The following is a 21,729-nucleotide window of genomic DNA, read 5'->3' as shown; positions in this document are numbered from 1 at the left end:
CTTTGCAATGATTAATATAAATATACGCCGGTTTTTGTGTTATCGCTCAGCACTACCTGAATATGCTCATTTAGTGTAGTTGAAAGCGAATACCCCACGTAATCGGCAGCAATTGGATAACGCGGATGATTCCGGTCTACCACAACAGCTACCTGAATTTTTTTCAGCGGAATACTCAGAAACGGACGAAGGCTGTAGGCGAGTGTCCGGCCTGTATTTAACACATCATCACATAGAACGACATTTTTATTCCTGAAAGTATCTACATCACTTTCTATCTTGATATCCGGCTGCGAAACAGCCTCCTTATCTACACTTACTTTGGCAATATCTACCTTCAGAGAAGAAATCTGTTTTAGTTCAGATACCAGCAATTGCGCAAAATGAAAACCTTCGCCATCAATACCGGCAATGATTACTTCCGACTCATCAAAATTTTGTTCATAAATCTGATAAGCAATACGACGGATTTTCTGATGGGTTTCAGTACTATTCAATAATTGACTTGACATAATTAGCTTCTATTAAAAACCCTGGGGCGCTTCATTTTCTGGTTTGCCGGGTAGTTTTATGCAAAACAAACCTGTTACAAAGATACTTAAAACTTGCAAAAAAATAACTTTTGGTGCTGGCAATACAAACGCAGCAAATGCGGCATTCCAGTTATTGTGTCTGTCTGTTGCTGCTGTATTGCTGCAATTAATATGAAATGATAAAATAATGGCAAAGGTTCTGCTATTATCCATGCCTTTTTCTATTTTTGCACTTCATTTATAAGTTTCAATAAAAAACAATGATAGTTAAGACAAAGAAATTTGCATTAGATAAAAAAGATTACGTAAGTATTGCTTTTAAGCGTCATATGCGTCAGGGTTGGAAATGGCTGTTGATTCCTGCGGCAGTAGTAATTTTAGGATTAGTTTTGCACTTCACAGGCTCTTATAAAAACTGGTGGATACCGGTTGTGGCGGTTGTTGGTGGAGGCTTATATGTTTTGTTCTGGTATGCACAGTTTTATGCGGCCTCACAGATGGAGCAAAACAAACAGATGTTTGATAAATTTATGTATGAAATAGACAGTCGCCAGATTCTGGTAAAGCTCAACCAAAAAGAAGGCGGCATTATGAAGTGGGAAAGTATCCAGTCTGCTGAAAAAACTGAAGACTCGTTTCTGCTCATTATTGGTAAAGGGCAGTTTCTACGTTTCCCATTCAATGTTTTCAACAGTGAGCATGACCTTAAATTGTTTGAGTCTATTCTGAAAAGAAAAGATTTACTTCCGGCATAAACAAGAAACCCTCGCGCTTGCGAGGGTTTTTCATTATAACTGTATCTGTCTGATTACCTTTTCAAATTCTGCCAGGTGTTCATCAGTAAAATCAAGGTGAGTTACAAACCGCACCAGGTGTTTCCCGAAGGTAACACAACCCAGATTTTTCTCTTTAGCTTTACTAACAAACGCTGTTGCAAGAACAGATTCTGGTAATCTGAAAATCACAATATTCGTATCAATAGGATAGATTTCTTCTACATAAGGTAACCCTTTCAGAATATCGCCAATCTTTCTGGCCCGGGCATGGTCATCTTTCAGACGGTTCACATGGTTATCGAGCGCATAAATCCCTGCGGCTGCCAGAAAACCAGCCTGTCGCCAGCCGCCACCTAACACTTTACGAAACCGACGCGCTTTTTTTATAAACTCTTTTTTGCCTACTAATAAAGACCCCACAGGGCACCCCAAACCTTTCGACAGGCAAATACTGATAGAATCAAACAGCTGCCCGTAGGTAAGGGTTGGCTCAGAGGTTTCAACCAATGCGTTGAAAAGTCTGGCTCCATCCAGATGCAGGGGCAATTGATTTGTATTACATACTTCTCTGATTGCCTCAATGTCAGACAATTGATAATAACAACCCCCACCCTTATTCATGGTGTTTTCTAAAGAAACCAGGCGGGTTACCGGTTGATGAATATCTTCAGGATTATTAATGGCGTCAAGTACCTGTTGGGCATTGATGCGTCCTTTGTTGCCTTCCAGCAGTTTTACAGATGAGAAAGAATTAAGCGCTACCCCCCCACCCTCATATAAATAGATATGAGACATTTTGTCGCAGATTACCTCGCTGCCGGGTTGTGTATGCACCTTTATAGCCAACTGGTTGGTCATGGTACCTGAAGCACAAAACAAGGCAGCTTCCATACCGAACATGGAGGCGGCTTTCTGCTCCAATGCTGTTACGGTTGGGTCATCACCAAAAACATCGTCTCCTACTTCTGCCATAAACATGGCTTCTTTCATACCCTGAGTGGGCTTCGTAACGGTGTCGCTTCTTAAATCAATAAACATAATTAATATAAACCGTTTTTTTATTTGTTAATAGTGCGTAGAACAGATTGGTAATCTGTTTTTTGCTAAACCACACAATAGCTGAATACTATGTTTTAAATGGCAACGCAAGGTAGTATTTTTTGGTGTATCGAACCGCTTTCATCGATGGCAAGATTCATTAAAATCGCCCTGGATTACTAATTTACAGGTTCAAATAGCTTTTTGCTTCTGTATTACATTTGCTTTGTGCACCCAATACCCGAAAAGAATACATGTTTTCTTTGTAAAAGTCTCATTTTTTAAGAAATTTTACGTTAGCTTAGAAAAAACTATACCTCTTACTATGGCAGTTTACAACTTAACAGTTAACAACAAAAAAGTTAAAGTGGATGTCGAGCCAGACATGCCCTTGCTTTGGGTAATCCGTGACTTTGTTGGATTAAAAGGAACCAAATTTGGCTGTGGTATGGCCATGTGTGGTGCCTGCACCGTTCATCTCAATGGACAGCCGATTCGTTCATGCCAGACACCCATCTCCAGTGTAACTAAAAATGCTAAAATAACAACCATTGAAGGTGTTGGCGAAGTACAACTTCATGCCATACAGCAAGCCTGGATTGAAGAACAGGTACCTCAATGCGGTTATTGCCAGTCTGGTCAGATTATGTCGGCTGTGGCGCTGCTAAAAACAACGCCTAAACCAACCGACGAAGAGATTGATATGGCCATGAGTGGTAATTTGTGCCGTTGTGGTACGTATGACCGTATCCGTAAGGCCATTCATAAGGCTTCAGACAGCATTAATAGCGGAGCAAGCGTTGGCGGAGGAAAATAACCGGAACAATTACGACAGATAACTATGAAAAATACTTCAACTACCCGACGTGACTTTATAAAAGCCACGGGTTTAACCACTTTTGGGCTGGCATTGGGCGTTTCTGCGTTTGCCAAAGACGCAGTGGTAAAGAAAATAACGCCGGCAGTTTTAAGCCTGGAAATTAACCCATTCATAATTATAGATACCGCCGGCAATATTACTTTGGTTAATCCGCGCCCTGATATGGGTCAGGGTTCAACACAGGCGGTGCCGTCTCTTTTGGCCGAAGAACTGGAAGTTAGCCTCGATAAAGTCAAAATTGTACAGAGCGATGGTAAAGGCAAGTATGGCGACCAGACATCAGGCGGAAGCAGTTCGGTAAGAGCTTTGTGGCAACCCCTTCGTAAAGCAGGGGCAGCGGCTCGCGAAATGCTGACACAGACTGCGGCCAGACGCTGGAATGTTTCTACTACCGAATGCTACGCAAAAGACGGCAGAATATTACTAAAAGGCAGCGATAAAAGCTTTACCTATGGTGAGCTGGCCGATGATGCTTCGAAGCTGGAGATACCGAAAGACCCAAAACTGAAAGAGGCAAATGACTTTAAGATAATTGGCAAATATAATAAACGCCTGGATGTGCCTGAACGCGTTACCGGCAAGGCTGTTTATGGATTAGATGTTGACATACCCGGCATGGTATATGCCGCTATAGTGCATTCGCCGATGCTTCATGGTAAAATTGTCTCGGTAAATGACGCCGATACAAAAAAGATACCCGGAGTTTTGCAGGTAGTAAAAACCGAACGCCCCATGCCTCACCGCAAATCAGAGGCGGTGGCAGTTATAGCTACCAACTGGTGGGCTGCGCTGAAAGGCAAAAAGGCGTTGAATGTGCAATGGGAGAACGGTAACTACGACAAAACCCTGAGTACCCAGAAATATTTTGAAGATACCTACGCAGCAGCTAAAAAAGAGGGTATCAATTACGAAGAGAAAGGAGATTTTGCAGCCAAGTATGCATCAGCTAAACAAAAACTGGAGGCCAATTATGAAACGCCTTTTCTGGCACATGCCCCAATTGAGCCCGAAAACGCCATAGTCCATGTAAAAGATGATGGCTCAATTGAAATTTGGGCTCCGGTGCAAGGGCCCGACTGGGCGCTGCGTGATGTTTGCGGTTATATGAAAGTAAAGCCGGAGCAGGTAAAAATTAACGTTACTTTGCTGGGTGGGGCTTTTGGCAGAAAAGCCTATCATGATTTCCTTCTGGAGGCCTGCCACCTTTCGAAAGAATTAAAAAAACCGGTAAAAGTTATCTGGACGCGTGAAGATGATATTACACAGGGGCCATATCGCCCGGGTATGCTTAGCCACATGCAGGGCTTTGTAGAAAATGGAAAAATTACCGGTTTTCATCATCATGCCATTGGAGAATCTATTGTAGGCCAGGTATTTAAAGGCCTGAAAGAAGATGAAGCCGACCCCTGGTTAAGTGGCGAAATAAGCACTGAAAACAGCAAATACAATTTTGAAACAGCCTCTAAAGTAAGCTGGACAAACGTAAAAACCGAAATACCTGTTGTATGGTGGCGCTCTGTTTATGCTTCTAACTTTGGTTGGGGCCAGGAGTGCTTTATTGATGAACTGGCGCATCTGGCAGGTAAAGACCCGCTGGAGGCGCGAATGGAAATCCTGAACGACGAGCGTTTCAGAAAAGTGCTTGAAACCCTTGCAGACAAAGCCGGTTGGAAAGAAAAATTACCCGAAGGGCAAGCCAAAGGCATGGCAGTTTTCCGCTCATTTGATAGCATATCTGCTGCTTGTATTACTGTAAGCAAGCAAGGCAATGGCATAAAAATAGAAAAAGTGGTGTCGGTCATTGACTGCGGCCATTATGTAAACCCCGACAATGTGAAGGCACAAACTGAAGGTAATATTGTAATGGGGCTGACAGCGGCTATTAAAGATGGCATTACGTTCACGAATGGTGTATGTGACCAGACTAATTACCACCAGTACAATATTATACGAATGAACGAGACCCCTAAAATGGAAATCCATATCATTGACAGCGGAGCTAATCCGGGCGGTGTTGGCGAACCAGGCTTACCTCCTATTGCTCCGGCCCTAGGCAATGCTATCTTTGCAGCAACGGGCAAGCGTGTACGCAAACTACCATTTGATATTACCAACATTGCCTAGTTTATATCAGGAGCAGAAGTAAAATTCTGCTCCTTTTTTAATATGCTGCATGTCAACACCACTCATTAACCATATCAAAAGATTCATCGATTTAGATGAGTATCAAGAACAAAAACTACTTGCCGGTATACAAAAGCAATCTCTAAAAAAGAAAGAATATCTACTGAAAGAAGGGCAGGTTTGCAAGGCCAATTATTTTGTAGAAAAGGGCTGTTTAAGAATATTCTTTATTGGTGAAAAAGGAGAGGAACAGACCACCTATTTTGCTATTGAAAACTGGTGGATAAGCGACTACGCCAGTTTGCTCAGCCAGGCTCCGTCCTCATTCTATATTCAGGCAGTTGAAACAACCGATATAGCTGTCTTTCCTTACGTCCATCTGGAATCGCTTGCGCAAGATATTCCGCAAATTGAGCGATACTTCCGTATACTTATGCAAAAAGCCTACGGAGCATCTCAGCAGCGTATTAAATATTTGTATAGTTTCTCAAGAGAAGAAATGTATAGGCATTTTCTGAAAAATTACCCGCACTTCGTTAATCGCATTCCACAATATATGCTGGCCTCTTTTCTGGGTTTTACCCCTGAATACCTCAGCGAAATACGCAAAAAAAAGATATAGCGTTACATTTCTTAAACCTGTTTAAGTTTTTTCCGGCGCCTGCTTATGACCTTTGTGTACATTAAAACACAAACAAAATGAGCAACAGAATCAATATCCTTCAGATTGAACCAACCGCCTACAAAGCCATGATGGGCCTTGAAGCTTATCTGCAGAGTACTCAGGTAAGCAAAAGCCTTAAGCACCTGATTAAAATTAAAGCTTCTATAATAAACGGCTGTGCCTACTGCGTAAATATGCATACCAGAGAAGCACGCAAAGACGGCGAAACCGAGCAACGCATTTATTTATTGAGCGCCTGGCGGGAAACCACGCTTTATACGGAAGAAGAAAGAACAGCACTGGCACTTACAGAAGAAGTAACAATGATTCAGAACCAGGCTTCAAACGAAACCTACCTGAAAGCAGAACGACTGTTCGGACCAACCCTGCTGGCGCAGATAATCATGGTTATTGTAACCATCAACGCCTGGAACCGCATAGCTATTACTACCGAATTGCCCTTAGACTAATAAGGCAGCCCAACGAAAAGTCGTAAGGACTCATCAATCTCGCGACTTTTCTTTTTTTGCTTTTCAACATTTATTACTTTTGCTGAAACAAAAAGGAAATGGTGTCTTCCTAACTGAACCGCCCTAAAAAGCTGATGGCGCCTGATTATAAATGTTTTACCATTTAATCAGGACAGGTATGTCTAATAAAAATCAATCACTACGAATTTCGCTCCGCATACGTCTGTTTTTCAGACAATTTCCGGCCACGCCTTACTTAATTAAATGGCTGTTCATAAGCTTGGTAACAGGTACATGTATTGGTATTGCCTCTGCTGTATTCCTGCTCTCGCTCGATTGGGTTACCCATTTCAGAGAAACGCATCTATGGCTCATTGCCCTGTTGCCCGTTGGTGGGTTTGGTATAGGCTGGCTATACATGCACTATGGTAAAAATATAGAAGCAGGCAATAACCTATTGATAGACACCATCCACCAGCCGCAGGGAATCATTCCGTTGAGGATGGCTCCGTTTATTTATCTGGGTACAATGGTTACCCATCTCCTCGGAGGCTCTGCCGGCCGGGAAGGCACAGCGCTGCAAATGGCCGGTGCTATTGCTGACCAGTTCAGCAAGCCATTCAGGCTCAAAGAAAGCGAAAGGCGTATCCTGATTATTTCGGCCATAGCCGCCGGATTCGGTTCTGTTTTTGGTACGCCACTGGCAGGTGCGGTATTTGGTCTGGAGTTTTTCCGGATAGGCAAAATAAGATATGACGCCCTGCTGCCTGCTTTTCTGTCGGCTATCATTGCTGACCTCGTAACGCGTCTTTGTGGTGCGCATCATACGGTTTACGCCATTGGGCAGGTACCTGTTATAGCAGCAATGCCTGTTATTTACGCCATTGCAGCAGGGGTTGCTGCAGGTTTGTGCGCCGCCACATTCAGCCGAACGATTCATTTTGTAAACAACATCTTTAAAACATTCATTAGTTATGCACCTTTAAGGCCTTTGGCTGGCGGTGCCATAGTTGCACTAGCCATTTGGCTAATGGGCACAACCAAATACATTGGTTTAGGTATACCCATCATTGCCGAGGCTTTCCATGCACAACTACCGCCCTACGATTTTGCACTGAAAATGATATTTACCATTGTAACCCTGGCAGCAGGGTTTAAAGGCGGTGAGGTAACTCCTTTATTCTTTATTGGCGCAACACTTGGCAATGCGTTATCATACTTTATTCCGCTGCCAATGGGTTTGCTGGCAGGCATGGGCTTTGTGGCTGTTTTTGCAGGGGCAACCAATACTCCGCTGGCGTGTATGCTGATGGGCATAGAACTATTTGGCGCAGAATGCGGCATTTATGTGGCTATTGCCTGCGTTGTGGCTTATTTGTTTTCAGGAAATACCACAATTTACCGGAAACAAATGATTGGCGAACCAAAACATAGTAAATTTGCAAATTATAAAGGTAAACGCATTAGTGAATTATAAGCGCATTATTAGTAAAAAAACATGGCTTTAGAAATAGAAAGAAAGTATCTGGTTCACACTGATAAATGGTATAGTCTTGAGAAAAACGCCGGACAACTCTTCAGGCAGGGGTATATCTCAAAAACGCCTGAAAAAACCATTCGGGTAAGGTTAACAGAACAAACTGCGTATATGACCATTAAAGGAGCAACTACCGGCATGACCCGCACAGAGTTTGAATATGAAATTCCGACAGATGATGCCACTGACTTGCTCGACAATTTTGCCGAAACCGAACTTTCTAAAATTAGACACGAAGTGATACACGCTGGTAAAACATGGGAAGTAGACGTGTTTTTAGGCGAAAATGAAGGCCTGATTGTGGCTGAAATTGAACTTAACAGTGAAGATGAAAGTTTTGAGATACCCGAGTGGATTGGCGCCGAGGTAACCGGAATTGAAAAATACTATAATTCAAGGCTCTCAGAATGGCCCTATAAAAAATGGTAATATGAGCGAAAAAAGACTTATCCGTGAAGAAGAAAAAGAACTGATTCATTTTTTGTTATTGCAATTGAATCTAAACCCTGCAGACTACCCTTATGATGAGTACGTAGATGATTATGAAGGAGGTATAATGGGCAGCATTAGCCTGGGTGGTGATGTAAATGGCTATGCCGGCGACCTGATTCAGGTTGAATATACCGACGCCGACGGCACACCGGTTGTAATAACACTTACCCGCGACCATCAGCACAGGTTGTTAGATCTGGACTTCTGGAAAGTTGATTTCTCTAAACTGATAGAATACCCCACGCCTGATAAAGTAACTGTCAGAACTGCTGAGTAAGTGTTTAAGGAAAAACTGCGCTACGGTTATATTTGTTTTTGTAGGCAATGGGCGATAACCCCGTTACTTTCTTAAATGTACTTCTGAACGCCTTATTGTCAGTATAGCCCACATCATACATCACCTCGCTGATGTTCTTTCTGCTGGTTTCAAAACGCTTTTTGGCAGCTTCCATTTTCACCCTTTGAATATACTCCATTACTGTATTGTTGGTAGCTTTCTTAAAACGGCGCTCCAGACTGCGGCGGCCAATAGCAAACATATCAGCCAGTAAATCAAGCGTAATTTTTTCTTCAAAGTTCTTCTCGATAAACTCCTGTGCCTTTTTTACAGCAGCGTCTTCATGATCTTTCTGCCCGTTAAAAATCATAAAAGAAGCCTGGCTGTCTCTGTCAATATCTATGGCAAAATACTTAGATATTTTTATCGCCATGTGGCGATCTGTAAACTTTTCAAGCAAGTGCAGAAGCAGATTCCAATATGAGGTAGCGCCACCGCTCGAATACAAGCCCTGGTCTTCAGTTATTATTTTATCGTCAACCAATTCTACATCCGGAAACATATTTCTGAAATCATTGGCAGCTACCCAATGAGTAGAGCATCTTCTGCCATTCAGTAAACCGGTTGATGCCAGCAAAAATGCACCTACACAAAGACTGATAACCTCGGCACCGCTATCATACTGTTTTACAATCCAGGGCAGTAATCCCTGGTTTTCATTCAGCGCCTGCATCATATCTCCGGCCAGTGCGGGCACAAATACTACATCTGTATGCTCCACCTCCTCTATGGTAGCATCAATATGTACTGTAAAAACGTGGTCATGCAGTTTCACCTCTCTGGTAAGGCCAACAAGCTGAACCTGAAAAGCCGGAGGTTTACCTTCTGCCTGAAGAAACTGATTGGCCGTAGTAAAAACAAGGCGTGGGTCGTTTACACTTGCCAAAACGGCACTTTCAGGAACCAGAATACTGATTTTTTTCATAGAATTAAAGTAGAAAGAATGGCGGGTTTAACCCTGTTTTTGTCGTTTTCAACCCACATCAAAAATAATAAATACTCCTAATTTTGTAAGCATCAACGCAATATTTTATACAATGAACCCAATTGAAGTTTCCAACACCAAAAGCCTGATTAAGGTAAAAGATGCCTGTATTGACGATTCAACGTTTGAATGTGTGAGCCTGGCGAATGTTACTTTTATTGATGTAAACCTTACGGGCATTAAAATTGCCAATGCCAACATGAGCGACATTGAAATTAAAGATGCACAATTAGGCGGCGCTTACATACACGGCATTGGCTTACCACCCGAAGACCACCCAGACTTTACACAGGGGGCCACTCAGCGGCCAATTACTTTTGAAGATTGCTATCTTGGTGGAAGCACACTTACCAATTGTAACCTCACAAATGTTGTAATTAAGGATTGTGATTTGAAAGGTATGACCATTAACGGCATTGCCGTTGAATCTTTATTAAATTCTTCCAAAAAAGACCATTAATAAAGCAGTATCTTTAAATTGATTTTATTCAATGACCTTAACCGACATTTAAGCACCTTTTACAAGATGGCAAAGAAGCAATCTGACCCTGAAAAAGTAATTGAGTTTATGACTCAACTCAGGCATCCGCTGAAAAAAGAAATAGAGGCAGTCAGAGATATTATTAAAAACACTGACACCAGAATATCAGAACGCATAAAGTGGGCAGCACCCAGCTACTATTACAAAGAAGACCTGGTAACTTTCAACCATCGTGCTCAGGATTGCGTACATCTTATTTTCCATCATCCAAATATAGAAAAAATCAATTCGCCGATACTGGAAGGCAACTTTGTGTCTCGCCGTATGACTTACCTGCGCAATATGGATGAAATAATGGCCCAAAAGACAGAAATTGAAAGAATAATGAAACAACTAATTGCCTATCTTGAAGAAGAATAAGATTGTTTTATTTTTGTTTAGTTGGCCTGGAATTTCTCACGGTAAGCCGTTGGTGTCATACCCACTATCTTTCTGAATATCCTTCTGAAGGCCTTCGGGTCATTATAACCCGAGCTAAAAATCACCTCTCCCATGTGTTGATTAGTCTGTTCAAGTAGTTTTTTGGCCGCTTCAATTCGTATTTGCTGCAGGTATTCAATAGGCGGTATGCCTGTTATTTGTTTAAAACGCCTCAAAACGTTTCTTCTGCTTGAGGGTATATCTTTTATCAGTTCTTCAATGGTATCAGCTTCCTGGTAATTTGACTCAATTTTTTGCTGTACCATTGCCACCAGGGTATCGTTATGGTTGCGCAAAGGCTGAAAAGTACTGAAATAAGATTGCCGTTGCCTGTCCATATCAATAGCAAAAATCTTGGCAATTTTAACGGCCACATCTCTGTTACAGTATTGTTGAACCAGATAAAGCAACAGATGAAAAGTAGAGGTAGACCCACCACTGGTATACAAGCGGCCATCTTGTGTTACGGTTTTGTCTCCCCGAAGTATAACCTCCGGAAACGCCGCAGAAAACGCAGGGCAGGCATCAACGTGTGTGGTAGCCACCTTTCCGTTAAGCAAACCACTGGCTGCCAGCAGAAATACACCCGTACAAAAAGTGGCAATCCTGGCACCTTTTTGAAACTGCACATTTAACCAGGGCAAATACGCCCTGTTTTTTCCTATGGTAAACTGCATATTGTCAGTACTGAACGCAGGCACAAGAATTAAGTCAATAAAGCTACTGTCGTCTGCTTTGCTGACAGCATACCCATGAAACAACTCTAGAACAGGCTGGTGTGCATCGGCTACCTGAAACAGGTTTAATTCAAATGGCAGGGGTTTCTGAGCCACCTCATAGACCTTATTAGCAGCTTCAAAAACGTCTAATATAGCCGCAACACTCAGTAGCCGGTAATCGTTGGGTATTAATATACCTATGCGTATCATAGTCTTTTTTTGTAAAAATAAGAAAAAAATGTCTCAAACACCCCCCACAAATGACTTTTTTAGCACCCCGGGAATCAATAAATGTTCCTTAGCTTTGTTGTGTAATTTTTTAATACAATAAAACCCGACTATGAAAGTAATAAGCAAATCTATTGAAATAGCTGCACCAAAAGAGAGAATCTGGGATGTGCTGCTGCAGGATAAATATGGCAGAATCTGGATGGATATATTCAGCCCGGGGTCTCATGCACTTACCGACTGGGAGTTGGGCGGTAAAGTAATATTTACTGATGGTTCTGGCGGAGGTATTTTTGGCCGGATTATTATTAAAGAACCATATAAAATCATTTCTGTGGAATATGACGGGCTTTTGAAAAACAACCTGGAAGATACCACCAGCGAAGAAGCAAAACCCTGGATAGGTACCCACGAAACATACAGACTCACTGAAAAGGAAACCATAACTTTGCTGGAAATTGAGTCTGATATGATTGATGACTACTATGATATGATGGCAGAACATTGGGATAAAGCCCTGCTAAAAATTGAAGAATTGGCAACAAGCGCATAAACGTAATGGCAAAAGCAATGGTTGAGGTTTTTAAAACAAATATTAAGGAAAAAACACAGGCAAGGGCGATTTTCGAGATTTTGTCGAAACATTTTCCGTATTTTAAAATTAATTTTGATTTGGAAGACTGCGACAAAATACTGAGAATTGAAGGAGAAGGGATTTCTAACGAGCGGATTATCAGCCTTATTACAACTAATGGATATTACTGTCAGATACTTGAATGAGAGAAAGCATTTATGAACTTTACAGATTTTTTTTTGAAGTTTGTTTCTTAATGCTTACTTTTGCACCACAAAACCACAACGGTTTTAGGGCCTATAGCTCATTCGGTTAGAGCAACTGACTCATAATCAGTAGGTGCCTGGTTCGATCCCAGGTGGGCCCACACAACAGCAAAAAAGCTACACCGTAAGTGTAGCTTTTTTGCTGTAATATATTTGCTTATGCTTCCAGGTCATATACCAGCAATGGTATGTCTGTTTTACCGATAATTACTTTTGATTTACTCGGATTCACTAACTGAGATAAAAAGTTATGATGGTGCCTTGCTATAACCAGCAAATCAGCATCGGTTTTATGTGCCGCGTGCAGAAGGCCTTCGCTTACTAAAGAAGCATCTACGATTTCGTACGAGAAATGCTGATCAGCAAAACTCTCCTTAATATCAGCCAGCATTTGTTTATCATCCTGAATATCAGGCTCAAAAGCAACATTGATTTTAGTGAGCGTTACTTTCGCTTTTAGTTGGTTAGCAAAAGCAAAAACCTTAGCCAGCACTTCTTTTTCATCACTCTCAAGCTCGGTTCCGTAAATAATGCTTTTAACGGAAGGCTTATGGCTGGCTGCCGGAACAATCAAAACCGGGATACTCGTATTTTTTACTATGTCTGAGGCACTGCTTCCGATGATTCTTTCAAAGAAAGAACTTTCATGATTTCTGCCAACCACAATAAGGTCGGCCCCTACTTCATCAGCATAACCGGAAACACCTGAAGAAACACTACCAATTATCAACTTACTTGAAGTTTTTAAGGTTTTGTTCGGTATTGAGGCCAGCGTTTCAGCCAATCGGGTTTCATAGATTTGCATCATTTCCTCCTGCAACGATACCGGAGCTATGCTATCATAAGGCATGTTTGGGTCGGTAGACACGATAGGAAAATACACGTGCACCAGAGCCAATTCAGCTTCAAACTGCTCTGCCAGATAAGTTGCATAGGCAAAGGCATCTTCTGAGCTGCTCTGAAAATCTGTTGCTACTACTATTTTTTTCATGACGATTATTCGTTTATTTACTTTTTATAAAAGTAGTAAAAAATAACATACCACCCGTATACGCAATATTAACTATCAATAAAATTTCTTGCTGATATTTCATATTTTTGCGCCCAAACTAAAAAAACATTCCTTAAAGAAGTAATAGTAGTACTGGCGATGAGTACCGACAGATTAATCAGCTCTGAAATTGAGCATTTCTATACCCAAACATCAGAAGAAGCCCGCCTTCAATTAGGTCTGGGGCCTCTGGAGTTTGAACGCAACAAAGAACTGCTAAAACGTTATATACCGAATGCAGGCACCATAGTTGATGTAGGCGGAGGGCCGGGGGCCTACTCTGAATGGCTCGCAGGTCTTGGCTACCAGGTGCATCTGATAGACCCGGTGCCGAAGCACATCAAGCAGGCAAATAAAAAGGCAGCCAGCCTCAAAAAGCCTTTTAAAGCGTATCTGGGCGAAGCAAGAAAATTGCCATTTGCCAATGAGTTTGCCGATGTGGTTATTCTACACGGACCGTTGTATCATTTACAGAAACGAGAAGACCGGATAGCTGCTATTGTGGAAGCCGGAAGGGTTTTGAAAAAAAACGGTATAATACTGGGCTTTGCCATTAATTATGCGGCATCTACCATTGCAGGCCTATTGAATGGTTTTATGCACGAACCCGGATTTATGGATATGTGCAGGCAGGAATTACTGTCAGGGATACACACCCCACCTGAAAGCATGCCTGGTTCTTTAGCGGAGGCATTCTATCATCGCCCGGACCAACTGATGCAGGAATTTAGAGACTCCGGCCTTGAAATGATTGACATACACGCAGTGGAAGGCATTGTCTGGCTTGATAAAAAATACTTTGAAAACAGAGCTGACCCGGCAAAAAAAAATGCATTGATGGAATTGTTGAAAATAACAGAAAATGACCGCTCATTGTTGGCATTGAGCCCGCACATGATGCTGACAGCCCGGAAACCCTGACAACTGCACCTATTTAAAGAAAAATTAATAAATAAAGCATTTTTAATTTTGTTCAATTGATTGTCTTATATTTGGGAGCATCATATTAAAAGTTATAGACAAAAATGCCCAACATTAATAATTTCAGAGCTTTCTTAACTAAACAACAAAAAGACGAGCCTACCTTCTCATTGAGCGGAATAGAAGAAAAACTTGAATTGCCCGACTTATTGCTACAACACTTTGTAAAAGGCAGAAAAGACCTGGGCGAACATACTGATAAAGTAATTGAATTCTTCGCGTCAATCGGTTATGACGATAATGCAGAATATTAATTATTAATAATAATTTTGTCTCACTAACTACTTCTATCCGGGCGCTCTATTGTTTTTCTGAACTGAAGAGGCGTTATACCTTCATATTTCTTAAAAACCCTGCTGAAATAAGACTGATCAAGCAACCCGACCTCGGCGGCAATCTCACTGATTGAAAGACTACTCTGGTATAAAAGCACTTTTGCTTCCAGTACAATGGCCTCATCTATCCATCGGGTAGGAGTTTTACCTGTTGCCATTTTTACTGATTTATTGAGGTGATTGGCCGTTATGTTTAATAACTCAGCATACTCGCTTACCAGATGCTTGTTTTTCAGGTGTGTAAAAAGCAATTCTCTGAATTGGTTGGCTATTAGCCGGGCTTTTGTTTGTGGCTCCTGATTATTAATGCCATATTCGGTTTTTAACTCTTGCAATAAAGCAAGCAGGTATGCCTGAATGATGCTTCTGTTCTGTAGCCCGTCTTTCTGGTACCCCTTAAGAAGCCTGCCCAGTAAATTGTTTACAAAAACGGAAGTTTCAGCATTCAGGCTTATTTTCGGATTGCTCCATACCGTAAGAAACTCAAATTCACGGAGCGACGCACTTTTATAGACACTGCCTGCAAAGATGTCTTGATTAAAATTAACCAGATACCCCTGGTTAATATCTATTTTATCAAATGAAAAAACCTGTCCTGCGGCTACTATCAGGCACTGGTCTTTTACAATTTTATAAGTCTCGCTTCCAATACGCATAACTGCCTCCCCTTCCGTCAGATATATGAAGGTGTGGTTCTCCACCCTGCCGGGAGGAACCGGAAGCCTCATTAGCCTTATAAGTTCTTCCACACGCACAATAAAGAACTTCTCAGAGCCTGCCATTAGCATTGACCCCAGTTGCTCATTATTCATCATGAAGTTTCTATTGTAAAGCTCGGCGCTGAAAGACTTTATCTGACGGTTTAAGGCCAATTTGCTATGGTTTAATTGTTTTTAATTATTCTGAAATAGTTTTTTATCGGCCCAGAAAGTACCAAATGGGATAACCGAAGCCAGCAAAGCAAGCCCCATTTTACTGAGGCTCCAGTTTTGTTCTATTTTTATCTGAACAACCGCAAGTACATATAGTATAAACAAAACGCCATGCGCCATGCCAAAGACCCGGTTGGGTTCAGGATTTTGTAATAGGTATTTCAAAGGCATGGTGATAAACAATATCACTAGAAAAGACACCCCTTCAATAAATGCCAGTACTCTTAACCTGCCCAAAGATGTTTTAAAAAATTTAAACATTAGTAATCAATTTAAAGGTTTCTGAACAGTGGCCTGAACCACGGAATAGCCGACAGAATAAGAATCAAGGCAAATGAAAACCAAATGGCAATGGTTTTAAACTTCTGGCTGTCTGAAACCGCTCTCTTTGACAACGCACTGCCTATAGTTGCTACTACTATTGAGCTAAGCATCATTGCCAGATGATACATACCAAAGAAACGGATTTCGCCATTGCCGCCAGCACCATTTTTTATAAAAAAACCAGTTATTGGGCTAAGCGCAAAGTAAAGCACTAATCCGATTATTAACTGTGTATGGCAAATAGTATTAACCGCAATGCGTAAAAACTTATCTGTTTTACTATAGCTGCGTGCCGTTATAAGCCCATGAATACTACTGCCAATAGCCATTAGAAGACTGATTAAAACCAACCAGCGGAAAAAAGAATGAAAAAATACAGTGTAGGTATACATAAAAAGATTTTAATGAAGCACAAAATTAGCCATGCCTCATCCTGCTCTGTTAGGATAACCCACACTAAAAAAAGGATTTTTCAATCATTTTAACAACTCTAAATATGAGCGCGTATGCCATTTATAGTGAGTCGCGGTGCATCCATTCAAGCACATCTCCGTCTTCAGGGTCATTCGCTACATCAATACACAAAAAGTTATTGCGTTCAAGTACCCGGCAGGAGAATTTATTTTCAGGTAAAGTTCTGGCTGTAATTTTCACAGATGCATCTGTTCTTGTTGACAACTCAACCAGTAATCTGCAAATTTCGGTTCCTACCCCCCTGTTCCGGTACCCATCCATGGTACCATAAGCAATTTCAATTGTGCCATTAATTGGCTTGCCTTTAATGGCGGCGCTCCCTATTATATTTCCGTCTTCCATAACAAAATAGCATATCCAGGGTGGGTGGTACCCAACTTTCTCATAAAACTCAACGCTCATTTCAACAATTTCTGTGCATTCGTCATCTATTTTAAATTCTTCATTTTCATACATGTACTCTCTTATAGGCACCAATTCCATAACAATATCCGGGTTTATTTTTTATTGGTATAACAGGCAAACTATTTAATTTTCTGAATGCTATAACTCCTCACAAATTTTAATAATCTGCCAATGGGTTATGCAATCAAAAATTTGGCAAAACGTAGCCGCTTACTTCAAATCGCATTATTTCGTTTATTTTATTCTATAAAAAATACAATATATTTTTTTATTTCTTAATTTTCTACCTTGTTTTGTTTCCCTGATATATCTCCCGACTTTGCTGTACCCTAGAAGCAACAGATTAAGTTCTAATTAATAATTTATGAAATGTAATTTCTTGTGGTTTTGCTGCTTCCTTGTGATAAAATCTTTAACTGGTACCGGGCAAATTCGTAAACCATCATTTAAGCATATATCTACTGATGAGGGCCTGTCGCAGGGCCATATCAGCGCAATACTAAAAGATAAAAAGGGTTTCATGTGGTTTGCCACAGACGAAGGTCTGAACAAATATGACGGCTACCGCTTCATCGTTTACAAGCATTCGTCTGAAGACAGCCTCAGCCTCAATGATAATTATCTCTTTGACCTCCTGGAAGACCACCAAGGAACAATCTGGGTGGCCACCTCGGCAGGTCTTGATAGATTCAACCGCAAAAAAGAGAATTTTTCACATTTCTTCAATCAGAATACACGAGTAAATTCAAAAGATATTTTTCAGGACAGCAAAAAAAGAATCTGGCTCGGCACCGCTGACGGGCTATTTCTTATTAATGCTACAGACGGCACCTACAAACAATTTAAACATGACCCCGCCAATAAAAACAGCCTGACAGATGACCTGATATACAAAATCGAAGAAGACAAGGATGGCTGGCTATGGCTGGCAACTCGTAACGGACTGGACAGGTTTAACCCTGAAACCCACAGATTTGAGCATTTCTTTAACGACCCCAAGCATATTAACAGCATTGCGGGCAACCATGTCAGAACTATTTTTAAAGACTCAAAAAACAACTTATGGATAGGTACACTGGGGAATGGTGTTACCCGGTATAACCTGACATATCGAACGTTTGAACACTTTAAATATAATGCCAAAAACCCGAAAGGCATTGCCCATAACGACATCATGTCTTTTATGGAAGACGAAAAAGGGAATATCTGGATTGGTACTGAAAACCGGGGAATAAGTATCTGGGATATTCGTACAAAAGAATTTGAAACCTTTACCTACCAGCCCGATGACCCTAAAACCATTAGTAATAACTCGGTTTACTGTATGTACACCGACGACCAGGGGAACATCTGGGTAGGGACTTTTTCAGGGGGAGTTAATTTTTCTCCAAAATTTGACAGAAAATTTAAGCTTTACCGACAAGGTACGGCCAAAAAAGGGCTACAACAAAATAGTGTGCTTGCCATTACCGGCGACAATAAGGGTAATGTTTGGCTGGGAACCGACGGTGGCGGACTAAGTTATTTTAACAAAGAAAATGAAACATTTACTACTTACAGAAAACAGTCCGGCAACCCCGCCAGTATTAACTCCGACCACGTTGTATCTGTTTTAGAATTAAATCAGAATCAGCTTGCCATTGGCTTGTACGTGGGCGGCCTGGATATTCTGGATAAAAAAACCGGTAAATTTAAACACCACATGCCAGACCCTAAAAACCCTGGTAGCCTGTCGTCAGAAAGCGTCTTCAGCATGATTAAAGCCAAGGACGGAGGTATCTGGCTTGGTACACTTGCCGGGGGGTTTAGTTACTATGACCCCAAAAAAGACACTTTCACCAATTATAAGCATGACCCCAAAAACCGGAATACCGTTGCCAGCGAGTACGTAAAAGCATTGTATGAAGACAACACGGGTACATTATGGGTGGGTACTGAAAACGGGCTTGATGCATTTAATTTAAAAACAAAAACATTTACGCATTATACCCACAAAAACACCGATACAACCACCGTAGCTAATAACAATATAAATACAATAGTTGAGGCCGATAAAGACCATATCTGGATTGGGACCGTAGACGGACTTAGCCTATTTGATAAAAAAACAGGCAGATTTAAAACATACCGAGAAAAAGACGGGCTGTCTAATGGCTCAGTCAATGCCATCTTAAAAGAAAAAAATGGCGTTTTATGGATTAGTACCAACCGAGGAATCACCAAGTTTAATCCTGCCACAAAAAACCGCAGGCATTATGGAATATCAGATGGCCTGCAGGGCAACGAGTTTAAGCTGCGCTCGGCCTATCAGACTGCCGACGGCGAAATGTTCTTTGGCGGCCCCGACGGGCTTAACACTTTTTACCCGGATAGCCTGAAAGACAACCCATTTATTCCGCCTGTTCATATAACCAATTTCCTGATTTTCAACAAATCGGTACCCATAAGCAAGGAAAGCGGTTCTCCTTTGAAACAATCCATTAGCGAAGCCAAAAAAATTGTACTTAGCTATGAGCAATCGGTAATTACTTTTGAGTTCTCTGCCTTAAACTATATCTTACCTGAGCAAAACCAGTATGCTTATAAACTGGAGGGATTCGACAATAACTGGAATTACATCGGAAACAGACGACTGGCCACTTATACCAATCTTGACGCCGGCACTTATACTTTCAGAGTAAAAGCCTCTAATAACGACGGCATCTGGAATGAAGAAGGCACTTCTATCATTATCAGGGTCCTCCCCCCCTTCTGGGAAACCTGGTGGTTCAGGGGATTACTTGCCCTGATTATTGCGGGTGTGGCATACATAAGTTATAAATACAGGGTTAACCACATTCAGAAACAGAATGCCTTTCTGGAAGAACAGGTGGAAATGAGAACTGCCGAACTGAAAAAATTAACAGAAAAAGAACTGAAAGCCAGACAGGAAGCTGAAAAAGCTAACCTTGCTAAAAGTACTTTTCTGGCCACTATGAGCCATGAAATAAGAACCCCTCTCAATGGCATTATTGGCATGGCATCTTTGCTGGATGAAACAGAGCTGAACGAAGAACAAAGAAACTATACCGATACAATTCAGATTTGTGGCGATGGCCTGTTAACGGTTATAAATGACATCCTTGATTTCTCGAAGATTGAGTCCGGCAATATGGAGCTTGAATGCAAAGACTTTGATTTAAGGCACAGCATTGAAGAAGTGCTTGACATATTTGCCGAGCGGGTTGCCAAATCTAATGTTGATTTACTGTACCAGATTGACCTGGATGTGCCCACACAATTAATTGGTGACAATCTGAGGCTAAGGCAGATACTGCTTAATATTATTGGCAACGCCATTAAGTTTACGCATCAGGGAGAAATATTTTTACGAGTGTATCTGATTCATAAACAGAACAATCAGGTTGAACTAGGCTTTCAGATCAAAGACACCGGCATTGGTATTCCTGCCGACAAAGTTGACCGACTATTTAAGGCCTTTTCGCAGGTTGACTCATCAACTACCAGAAAATATGGCGGTACCGGCCTTGGCCTGGCCATTAGCGAAAAACTGATAAACCTGATGGGTGGCACCATTCAAGTGCAAAGCGAAATAGACAAAGGCACCCAATTTACCTTTACTATTAAAGCCGAAATAAGCACAGTGAAGATATCAACCTTGCCCCTTAACCTGGATATACTGAAAGGTAAAAGGATTTTAATTGTAGACGATAACCAGACCAACCTAAACATTTTAAAGGCGCAGCTTGAGTATTGGCACATGCTTCCTACGCTTGCGTCTTCTGCCCATGAAGCCTTAAGCCTGATAAATGGCCATGATAATTTCGATATTGTTATTACTGATATGCAAATGCCAGATACAGATGGCATACAGCTTGCCCTTCAGATAAAACAGAAAGCGCCCAAAATACCAATCATGCTACTGAGCTCTATTTCAGACACATTCTATAAAGAGTATCCTGATTTATTTTGCTCGGTTATGATAAAACCCGCCAAAATTCATGTGCTTTGCCGGAATATATATAATCAGATTTTGTCTAAGGATTTTCCTGCCGGCAATGAAAAAACACAGGGTGCACCTTCACAAAAGTTGTCGGCAGATTTTGCCACAAAATATCCGATGAATATTCTGGTGACTGAAGACTACATCATGAACCAGAAACTTGCCTTAAAAATTCTGAGTAAACTGGGCTATGAAGCTGACCTTGCAGAAAATGGCATTGAAGCGCTCGAAGCCATAGCCAACAAACACTTTGACCTTATTCTGATGGATGTCCAAATGCCGGGTATGGATGGATTAACCGCCACCAGACGCATAAGAGAGCAATCCGTTCATCAACCCGTTATAATTGCCATGACAGCCAACGCCCTTCAGGAAAGCCGCGATGAATGCATCAAAGCCGGCATGGACGACTACATAAGTAAACCTATTAATCTTGAATTTTTGGTATCGGTGCTTGAAAAGTGGGGGAAACTGATTTTAACTAAACAGTAACATGAATAACTCTGATAAGCTTGAACATCCTACTGCGATTTGCTTTTGACGTACCAGTTATCGTAATGGTGATTATTCTAGGAAGCCTCAGTCGTGAAGAGTCGGGGATTCAAAGCATTTGAGTGCCCGCTGATTTAAAAGTAAACAT

General features: G+C 41.4%; 24 protein-coding genes, 1 tRNA gene and 1 riboswitch. Of the genes, 16 read left to right on the top strand and 9 right to left on the bottom strand.

The window, feature by feature from the left end; translation table 11 throughout:
* Window positions 1-11: 11 nt before the first annotated feature.
* Window positions 12-512 carry a phosphoribosyltransferase family protein gene (locus MB380_RS06055; protein ID WP_101725398.1) on the bottom strand — a complete coding sequence of 167 codons (501 nt, stop codon included), beginning with the start codon at window positions 510-512 and terminating at the stop codon, window positions 12-14.
* 281 nt (window positions 513-793) lie between these two features.
* Here MB380_RS06055 and MB380_RS06050 point away from each other — a divergent pair, with 281 nt between their 5' ends.
* On the top strand, window positions 794-1,288 hold the full coding sequence (locus tag MB380_RS06050) for a YcxB family protein (protein WP_101725399.1): 495 nt from the start codon (window positions 794-796) through the stop codon (window positions 1,286-1,288).
* A gap of 33 nt (window positions 1,289-1,321) precedes the next feature.
* Here MB380_RS06050 and MB380_RS06045 read toward each other — a convergent pair whose 3' ends face one another.
* Complete coding sequence (locus MB380_RS06045; protein WP_253533899.1) at window positions 1,322-2,347, bottom strand: low specificity L-threonine aldolase; 1,026 nt, start codon at window positions 2,345-2,347, stop codon at window positions 1,322-1,324.
* 325 nt (window positions 2,348-2,672) lie between these two features.
* On the opposite strand from MB380_RS06045, the gene MB380_RS06040 reads away from it, so the two are divergent.
* The 7 genes from MB380_RS06040 (at window position 2,673) to MB380_RS06010 (ending at window position 8,791) form a co-directional block, all read left to right on the top strand.
* On the top strand, window positions 2,673-3,164 hold the full coding sequence (locus MB380_RS06040) for a (2Fe-2S)-binding protein (RefSeq protein WP_253533898.1): 492 nt from the start codon (window positions 2,673-2,675) through the stop codon (window positions 3,162-3,164).
* Between the two features lie 24 nt (window positions 3,165-3,188).
* Window positions 3,189-5,351 carry a molybdopterin cofactor-binding domain-containing protein gene (locus tag MB380_RS06035; RefSeq protein ID WP_253533897.1) on the top strand — a complete coding sequence of 721 codons (2,163 nt, stop codon included), beginning with the start codon at window positions 3,189-3,191 and terminating at the stop codon, window positions 5,349-5,351.
* A gap of 49 nt (window positions 5,352-5,400) precedes the next feature.
* Complete coding sequence (locus MB380_RS06030) at window positions 5,401-5,973, top strand: Crp/Fnr family transcriptional regulator (protein ID WP_253533896.1); 573 nt, start codon at window positions 5,401-5,403, stop codon at window positions 5,971-5,973.
* A 77-nt stretch (window positions 5,974-6,050) separates the two neighbouring features.
* Window positions 6,051-6,485, top strand: coding sequence for a carboxymuconolactone decarboxylase family protein (locus MB380_RS06025; RefSeq protein WP_253533895.1), 435 nt, complete (start codon window positions 6,051-6,053; stop codon window positions 6,483-6,485).
* An 85-nt stretch (window positions 6,486-6,570) separates the two neighbouring features.
* Window positions 6,571-6,636, top strand: a riboswitch (Fluoride riboswitch).
* A gap of 27 nt (window positions 6,637-6,663) precedes the next feature.
* Window positions 6,664-7,962, top strand: coding sequence for a voltage-gated chloride channel family protein (locus MB380_RS06020; protein WP_253533894.1), 1,299 nt, complete (start codon window positions 6,664-6,666; stop codon window positions 7,960-7,962).
* A 21-nt stretch (window positions 7,963-7,983) separates the two neighbouring features.
* Window positions 7,984-8,451, top strand: coding sequence for a CYTH domain-containing protein (locus MB380_RS06015; RefSeq protein ID WP_253533893.1), 468 nt, complete (start codon window positions 7,984-7,986; stop codon window positions 8,449-8,451).
* 1 nt (window position 8,452) lies between these two features.
* Window positions 8,453-8,791, top strand: a complete 339-nt coding sequence (locus tag MB380_RS06010; protein WP_253533892.1) for a DUF6984 family protein — start codon at window positions 8,453-8,455, stop codon at window positions 8,789-8,791.
* Window positions 8,792-8,795: 4 nt separating this feature from the next.
* Here MB380_RS06010 and MB380_RS06005 read toward each other — a convergent pair whose 3' ends face one another.
* A complete protein-coding gene (locus MB380_RS06005; protein WP_253533891.1) occupies window positions 8,796-9,776 on the bottom strand; it encodes a GlxA family transcriptional regulator in 981 nt (326 codons plus the stop codon).
* 112 nt (window positions 9,777-9,888) lie between these two features.
* Here MB380_RS06005 and MB380_RS06000 point away from each other — a divergent pair, with 112 nt between their 5' ends.
* Window positions 9,889-10,296 (top strand): pentapeptide repeat-containing protein, encoded by a 408-nt coding sequence (locus tag MB380_RS06000; RefSeq protein WP_253533890.1) that lies wholly within the window; start codon window positions 9,889-9,891, stop codon window positions 10,294-10,296.
* Window positions 10,297-10,362: 66 nt separating this feature from the next.
* On the top strand, window positions 10,363-10,737 hold the full coding sequence (locus MB380_RS05995; protein ID WP_158237888.1) for a DUF1801 domain-containing protein: 375 nt from the start codon (window positions 10,363-10,365) through the stop codon (window positions 10,735-10,737).
* A gap of 17 nt (window positions 10,738-10,754) precedes the next feature.
* Here MB380_RS05995 and MB380_RS05990 read toward each other — a convergent pair whose 3' ends face one another.
* The gene (locus MB380_RS05990) at window positions 10,755-11,726 is read right to left on the bottom strand and encodes a GlxA family transcriptional regulator (RefSeq protein ID WP_253533889.1); all 972 of its coding nucleotides are present in this window, start codon (window positions 11,724-11,726) and stop codon (window positions 10,755-10,757) included.
* A 130-nt stretch (window positions 11,727-11,856) separates the two neighbouring features.
* On the opposite strand from MB380_RS05990, the gene MB380_RS05985 reads away from it, so the two are divergent.
* The 3 genes from MB380_RS05985 (at window position 11,857) to MB380_RS05975 (ending at window position 12,685) form a co-directional block, all read left to right on the top strand.
* Complete coding sequence (locus MB380_RS05985) at window positions 11,857-12,297, top strand: SRPBCC domain-containing protein (protein ID WP_253533888.1); 441 nt, start codon at window positions 11,857-11,859, stop codon at window positions 12,295-12,297.
* A 5-nt stretch (window positions 12,298-12,302) separates the two neighbouring features.
* Window positions 12,303-12,524 (top strand): hypothetical protein, encoded by a 222-nt coding sequence (locus MB380_RS05980; protein WP_253533887.1) that lies wholly within the window; start codon window positions 12,303-12,305, stop codon window positions 12,522-12,524.
* Window positions 12,525-12,611: 87 nt separating this feature from the next.
* Window positions 12,612-12,685 (top strand) — tRNA-Ile (locus tag MB380_RS05975).
* Between the two features lie 56 nt (window positions 12,686-12,741).
* Here the strand turns inward: MB380_RS05975 and MB380_RS05970 are convergent.
* Window positions 12,742-13,575, bottom strand: coding sequence for a universal stress protein (locus tag MB380_RS05970; RefSeq protein WP_253533886.1), 834 nt, complete (start codon window positions 13,573-13,575; stop codon window positions 12,742-12,744).
* 159 nt (window positions 13,576-13,734) lie between these two features.
* On the opposite strand from MB380_RS05970, the gene MB380_RS05965 reads away from it, so the two are divergent.
* Both MB380_RS05965 and MB380_RS05960 read left to right on the top strand, forming a co-directional pair.
* Window positions 13,735-14,556 (top strand): bifunctional 2-polyprenyl-6-hydroxyphenol methylase/3-demethylubiquinol 3-O-methyltransferase UbiG, encoded by an 822-nt coding sequence (locus MB380_RS05965; protein ID WP_253533885.1) that lies wholly within the window; start codon window positions 13,735-13,737, stop codon window positions 14,554-14,556.
* A 104-nt stretch (window positions 14,557-14,660) separates the two neighbouring features.
* Complete coding sequence (locus MB380_RS05960) at window positions 14,661-14,870, top strand: hypothetical protein (protein ID WP_101725415.1); 210 nt, start codon at window positions 14,661-14,663, stop codon at window positions 14,868-14,870.
* A gap of 23 nt (window positions 14,871-14,893) precedes the next feature.
* On the opposite strand, the gene MB380_RS05955 is transcribed toward MB380_RS05960, so the two are convergent.
* The 4 genes from MB380_RS05955 to MB380_RS05940 all read right to left on the bottom strand — a co-directional run bounded on the left by MB380_RS05955 (window position 14,894) and on the right by MB380_RS05940 (window position 17,164).
* Window positions 14,894-15,823, bottom strand: coding sequence for an AraC family transcriptional regulator (locus tag MB380_RS05955; protein ID WP_253533884.1), 930 nt, complete (start codon window positions 15,821-15,823; stop codon window positions 14,894-14,896).
* A gap of 21 nt (window positions 15,824-15,844) precedes the next feature.
* A complete protein-coding gene (locus MB380_RS05950) occupies window positions 15,845-16,144 on the bottom strand; it encodes a DUF3817 domain-containing protein (RefSeq protein WP_253533883.1) in 300 nt (99 codons plus the stop codon).
* A gap of 11 nt (window positions 16,145-16,155) precedes the next feature.
* Window positions 16,156-16,599 carry a hypothetical protein gene (locus MB380_RS05945; RefSeq protein ID WP_253533882.1) on the bottom strand — a complete coding sequence of 148 codons (444 nt, stop codon included), beginning with the start codon at window positions 16,597-16,599 and terminating at the stop codon, window positions 16,156-16,158.
* Window positions 16,600-16,720: 121 nt separating this feature from the next.
* Complete coding sequence (locus tag MB380_RS05940) at window positions 16,721-17,164, bottom strand: GNAT family N-acetyltransferase (protein WP_253533881.1); 444 nt, start codon at window positions 17,162-17,164, stop codon at window positions 16,721-16,723.
* Between the two features lie 322 nt (window positions 17,165-17,486).
* On the opposite strand from MB380_RS05940, the gene MB380_RS05935 reads away from it, so the two are divergent.
* The gene (locus tag MB380_RS05935) at window positions 17,487-21,581 is read left to right on the top strand and encodes a hybrid sensor histidine kinase/response regulator (protein WP_253533880.1); all 4,095 of its coding nucleotides are present in this window, start codon (window positions 17,487-17,489) and stop codon (window positions 21,579-21,581) included.
* Window positions 21,582-21,729 lie beyond the last annotated feature (148 nt).

Origin of the sequence: Emticicia sp. 21SJ11W-3 (genome assembly GCF_024138715.1) — a bacterium.
Taxonomy (GTDB): domain Bacteria; phylum Bacteroidota; class Bacteroidia; order Cytophagales; family Spirosomataceae; genus Emticicia; species Emticicia fluvialis.
Note: the sequence above shows the minus strand (reverse complement) of the source record. Positions and strands in the feature narration are given on the sequence as shown.

Coding starts and splice junctions, on each gene's coding strand:
- MB380_RS05980 (WP_253533887.1), top strand. CDS start 12,303: ATGGCAAAAGCAATGGTTGAGGTTTTTAAAACAAATATTAAGGAAAAA.
- MB380_RS05940 (WP_253533881.1), bottom strand. CDS start 17,164: ATGGAATTGGTGCCTATAAGAGAGTACATGTATGAAAATGAAGAATTT.
- MB380_RS06040 (WP_253533898.1), top strand. CDS start 2,673: ATGGCAGTTTACAACTTAACAGTTAACAACAAAAAAGTTAAAGTGGAT.
- MB380_RS06015 (WP_253533893.1), top strand. CDS start 7,984: ATGGCTTTAGAAATAGAAAGAAAGTATCTGGTTCACACTGATAAATGG.
- MB380_RS06025 (WP_253533895.1), top strand. CDS start 6,051: ATGAGCAACAGAATCAATATCCTTCAGATTGAACCAACCGCCTACAAA.
- MB380_RS05960 (WP_101725415.1), top strand. CDS start 14,661: ATGCCCAACATTAATAATTTCAGAGCTTTCTTAACTAAACAACAAAAA.
- MB380_RS05945 (WP_253533882.1), bottom strand. CDS start 16,599: ATGTATACCTACACTGTATTTTTTCATTCTTTTTTCCGCTGGTTGGTT.
- MB380_RS06030 (WP_253533896.1), top strand. CDS start 5,401: ATGTCAACACCACTCATTAACCATATCAAAAGATTCATCGATTTAGAT.
- MB380_RS05990 (WP_253533889.1), bottom strand. CDS start 11,726: ATGATACGCATAGGTATATTAATACCCAACGATTACCGGCTACTGAGT.
- MB380_RS06000 (WP_253533890.1), top strand. CDS start 9,889: ATGAACCCAATTGAAGTTTCCAACACCAAAAGCCTGATTAAGGTAAAA.
- MB380_RS06055 (WP_101725398.1), bottom strand. CDS start 512: ATGTCAAGTCAATTATTGAATAGTACTGAAACCCATCAGAAAATCCGT.
- MB380_RS06005 (WP_253533891.1), bottom strand. CDS start 9,776: ATGAAAAAAATCAGTATTCTGGTTCCTGAAAGTGCCGTTTTGGCAAGT.
- MB380_RS06035 (WP_253533897.1), top strand. CDS start 3,189: ATGAAAAATACTTCAACTACCCGACGTGACTTTATAAAAGCCACGGGT.
- MB380_RS06010 (WP_253533892.1), top strand. CDS start 8,453: ATGAGCGAAAAAAGACTTATCCGTGAAGAAGAAAAAGAACTGATTCAT.
- MB380_RS05950 (WP_253533883.1), bottom strand. CDS start 16,144: ATGTTTAAATTTTTTAAAACATCTTTGGGCAGGTTAAGAGTACTGGCA.
- MB380_RS05995 (WP_158237888.1), top strand. CDS start 10,363: ATGGCAAAGAAGCAATCTGACCCTGAAAAAGTAATTGAGTTTATGACT.
- MB380_RS06050 (WP_101725399.1), top strand. CDS start 794: ATGATAGTTAAGACAAAGAAATTTGCATTAGATAAAAAAGATTACGTA.
- MB380_RS05985 (WP_253533888.1), top strand. CDS start 11,857: ATGAAAGTAATAAGCAAATCTATTGAAATAGCTGCACCAAAAGAGAGA.
- MB380_RS06020 (WP_253533894.1), top strand. CDS start 6,664: ATGTCTAATAAAAATCAATCACTACGAATTTCGCTCCGCATACGTCTG.
- MB380_RS05970 (WP_253533886.1), bottom strand. CDS start 13,575: ATGAAAAAAATAGTAGTAGCAACAGATTTTCAGAGCAGCTCAGAAGAT.
- MB380_RS05965 (WP_253533885.1), top strand. CDS start 13,735: ATGAGTACCGACAGATTAATCAGCTCTGAAATTGAGCATTTCTATACC.
- MB380_RS06045 (WP_253533899.1), bottom strand. CDS start 2,347: ATGTTTATTGATTTAAGAAGCGACACCGTTACGAAGCCCACTCAGGGT.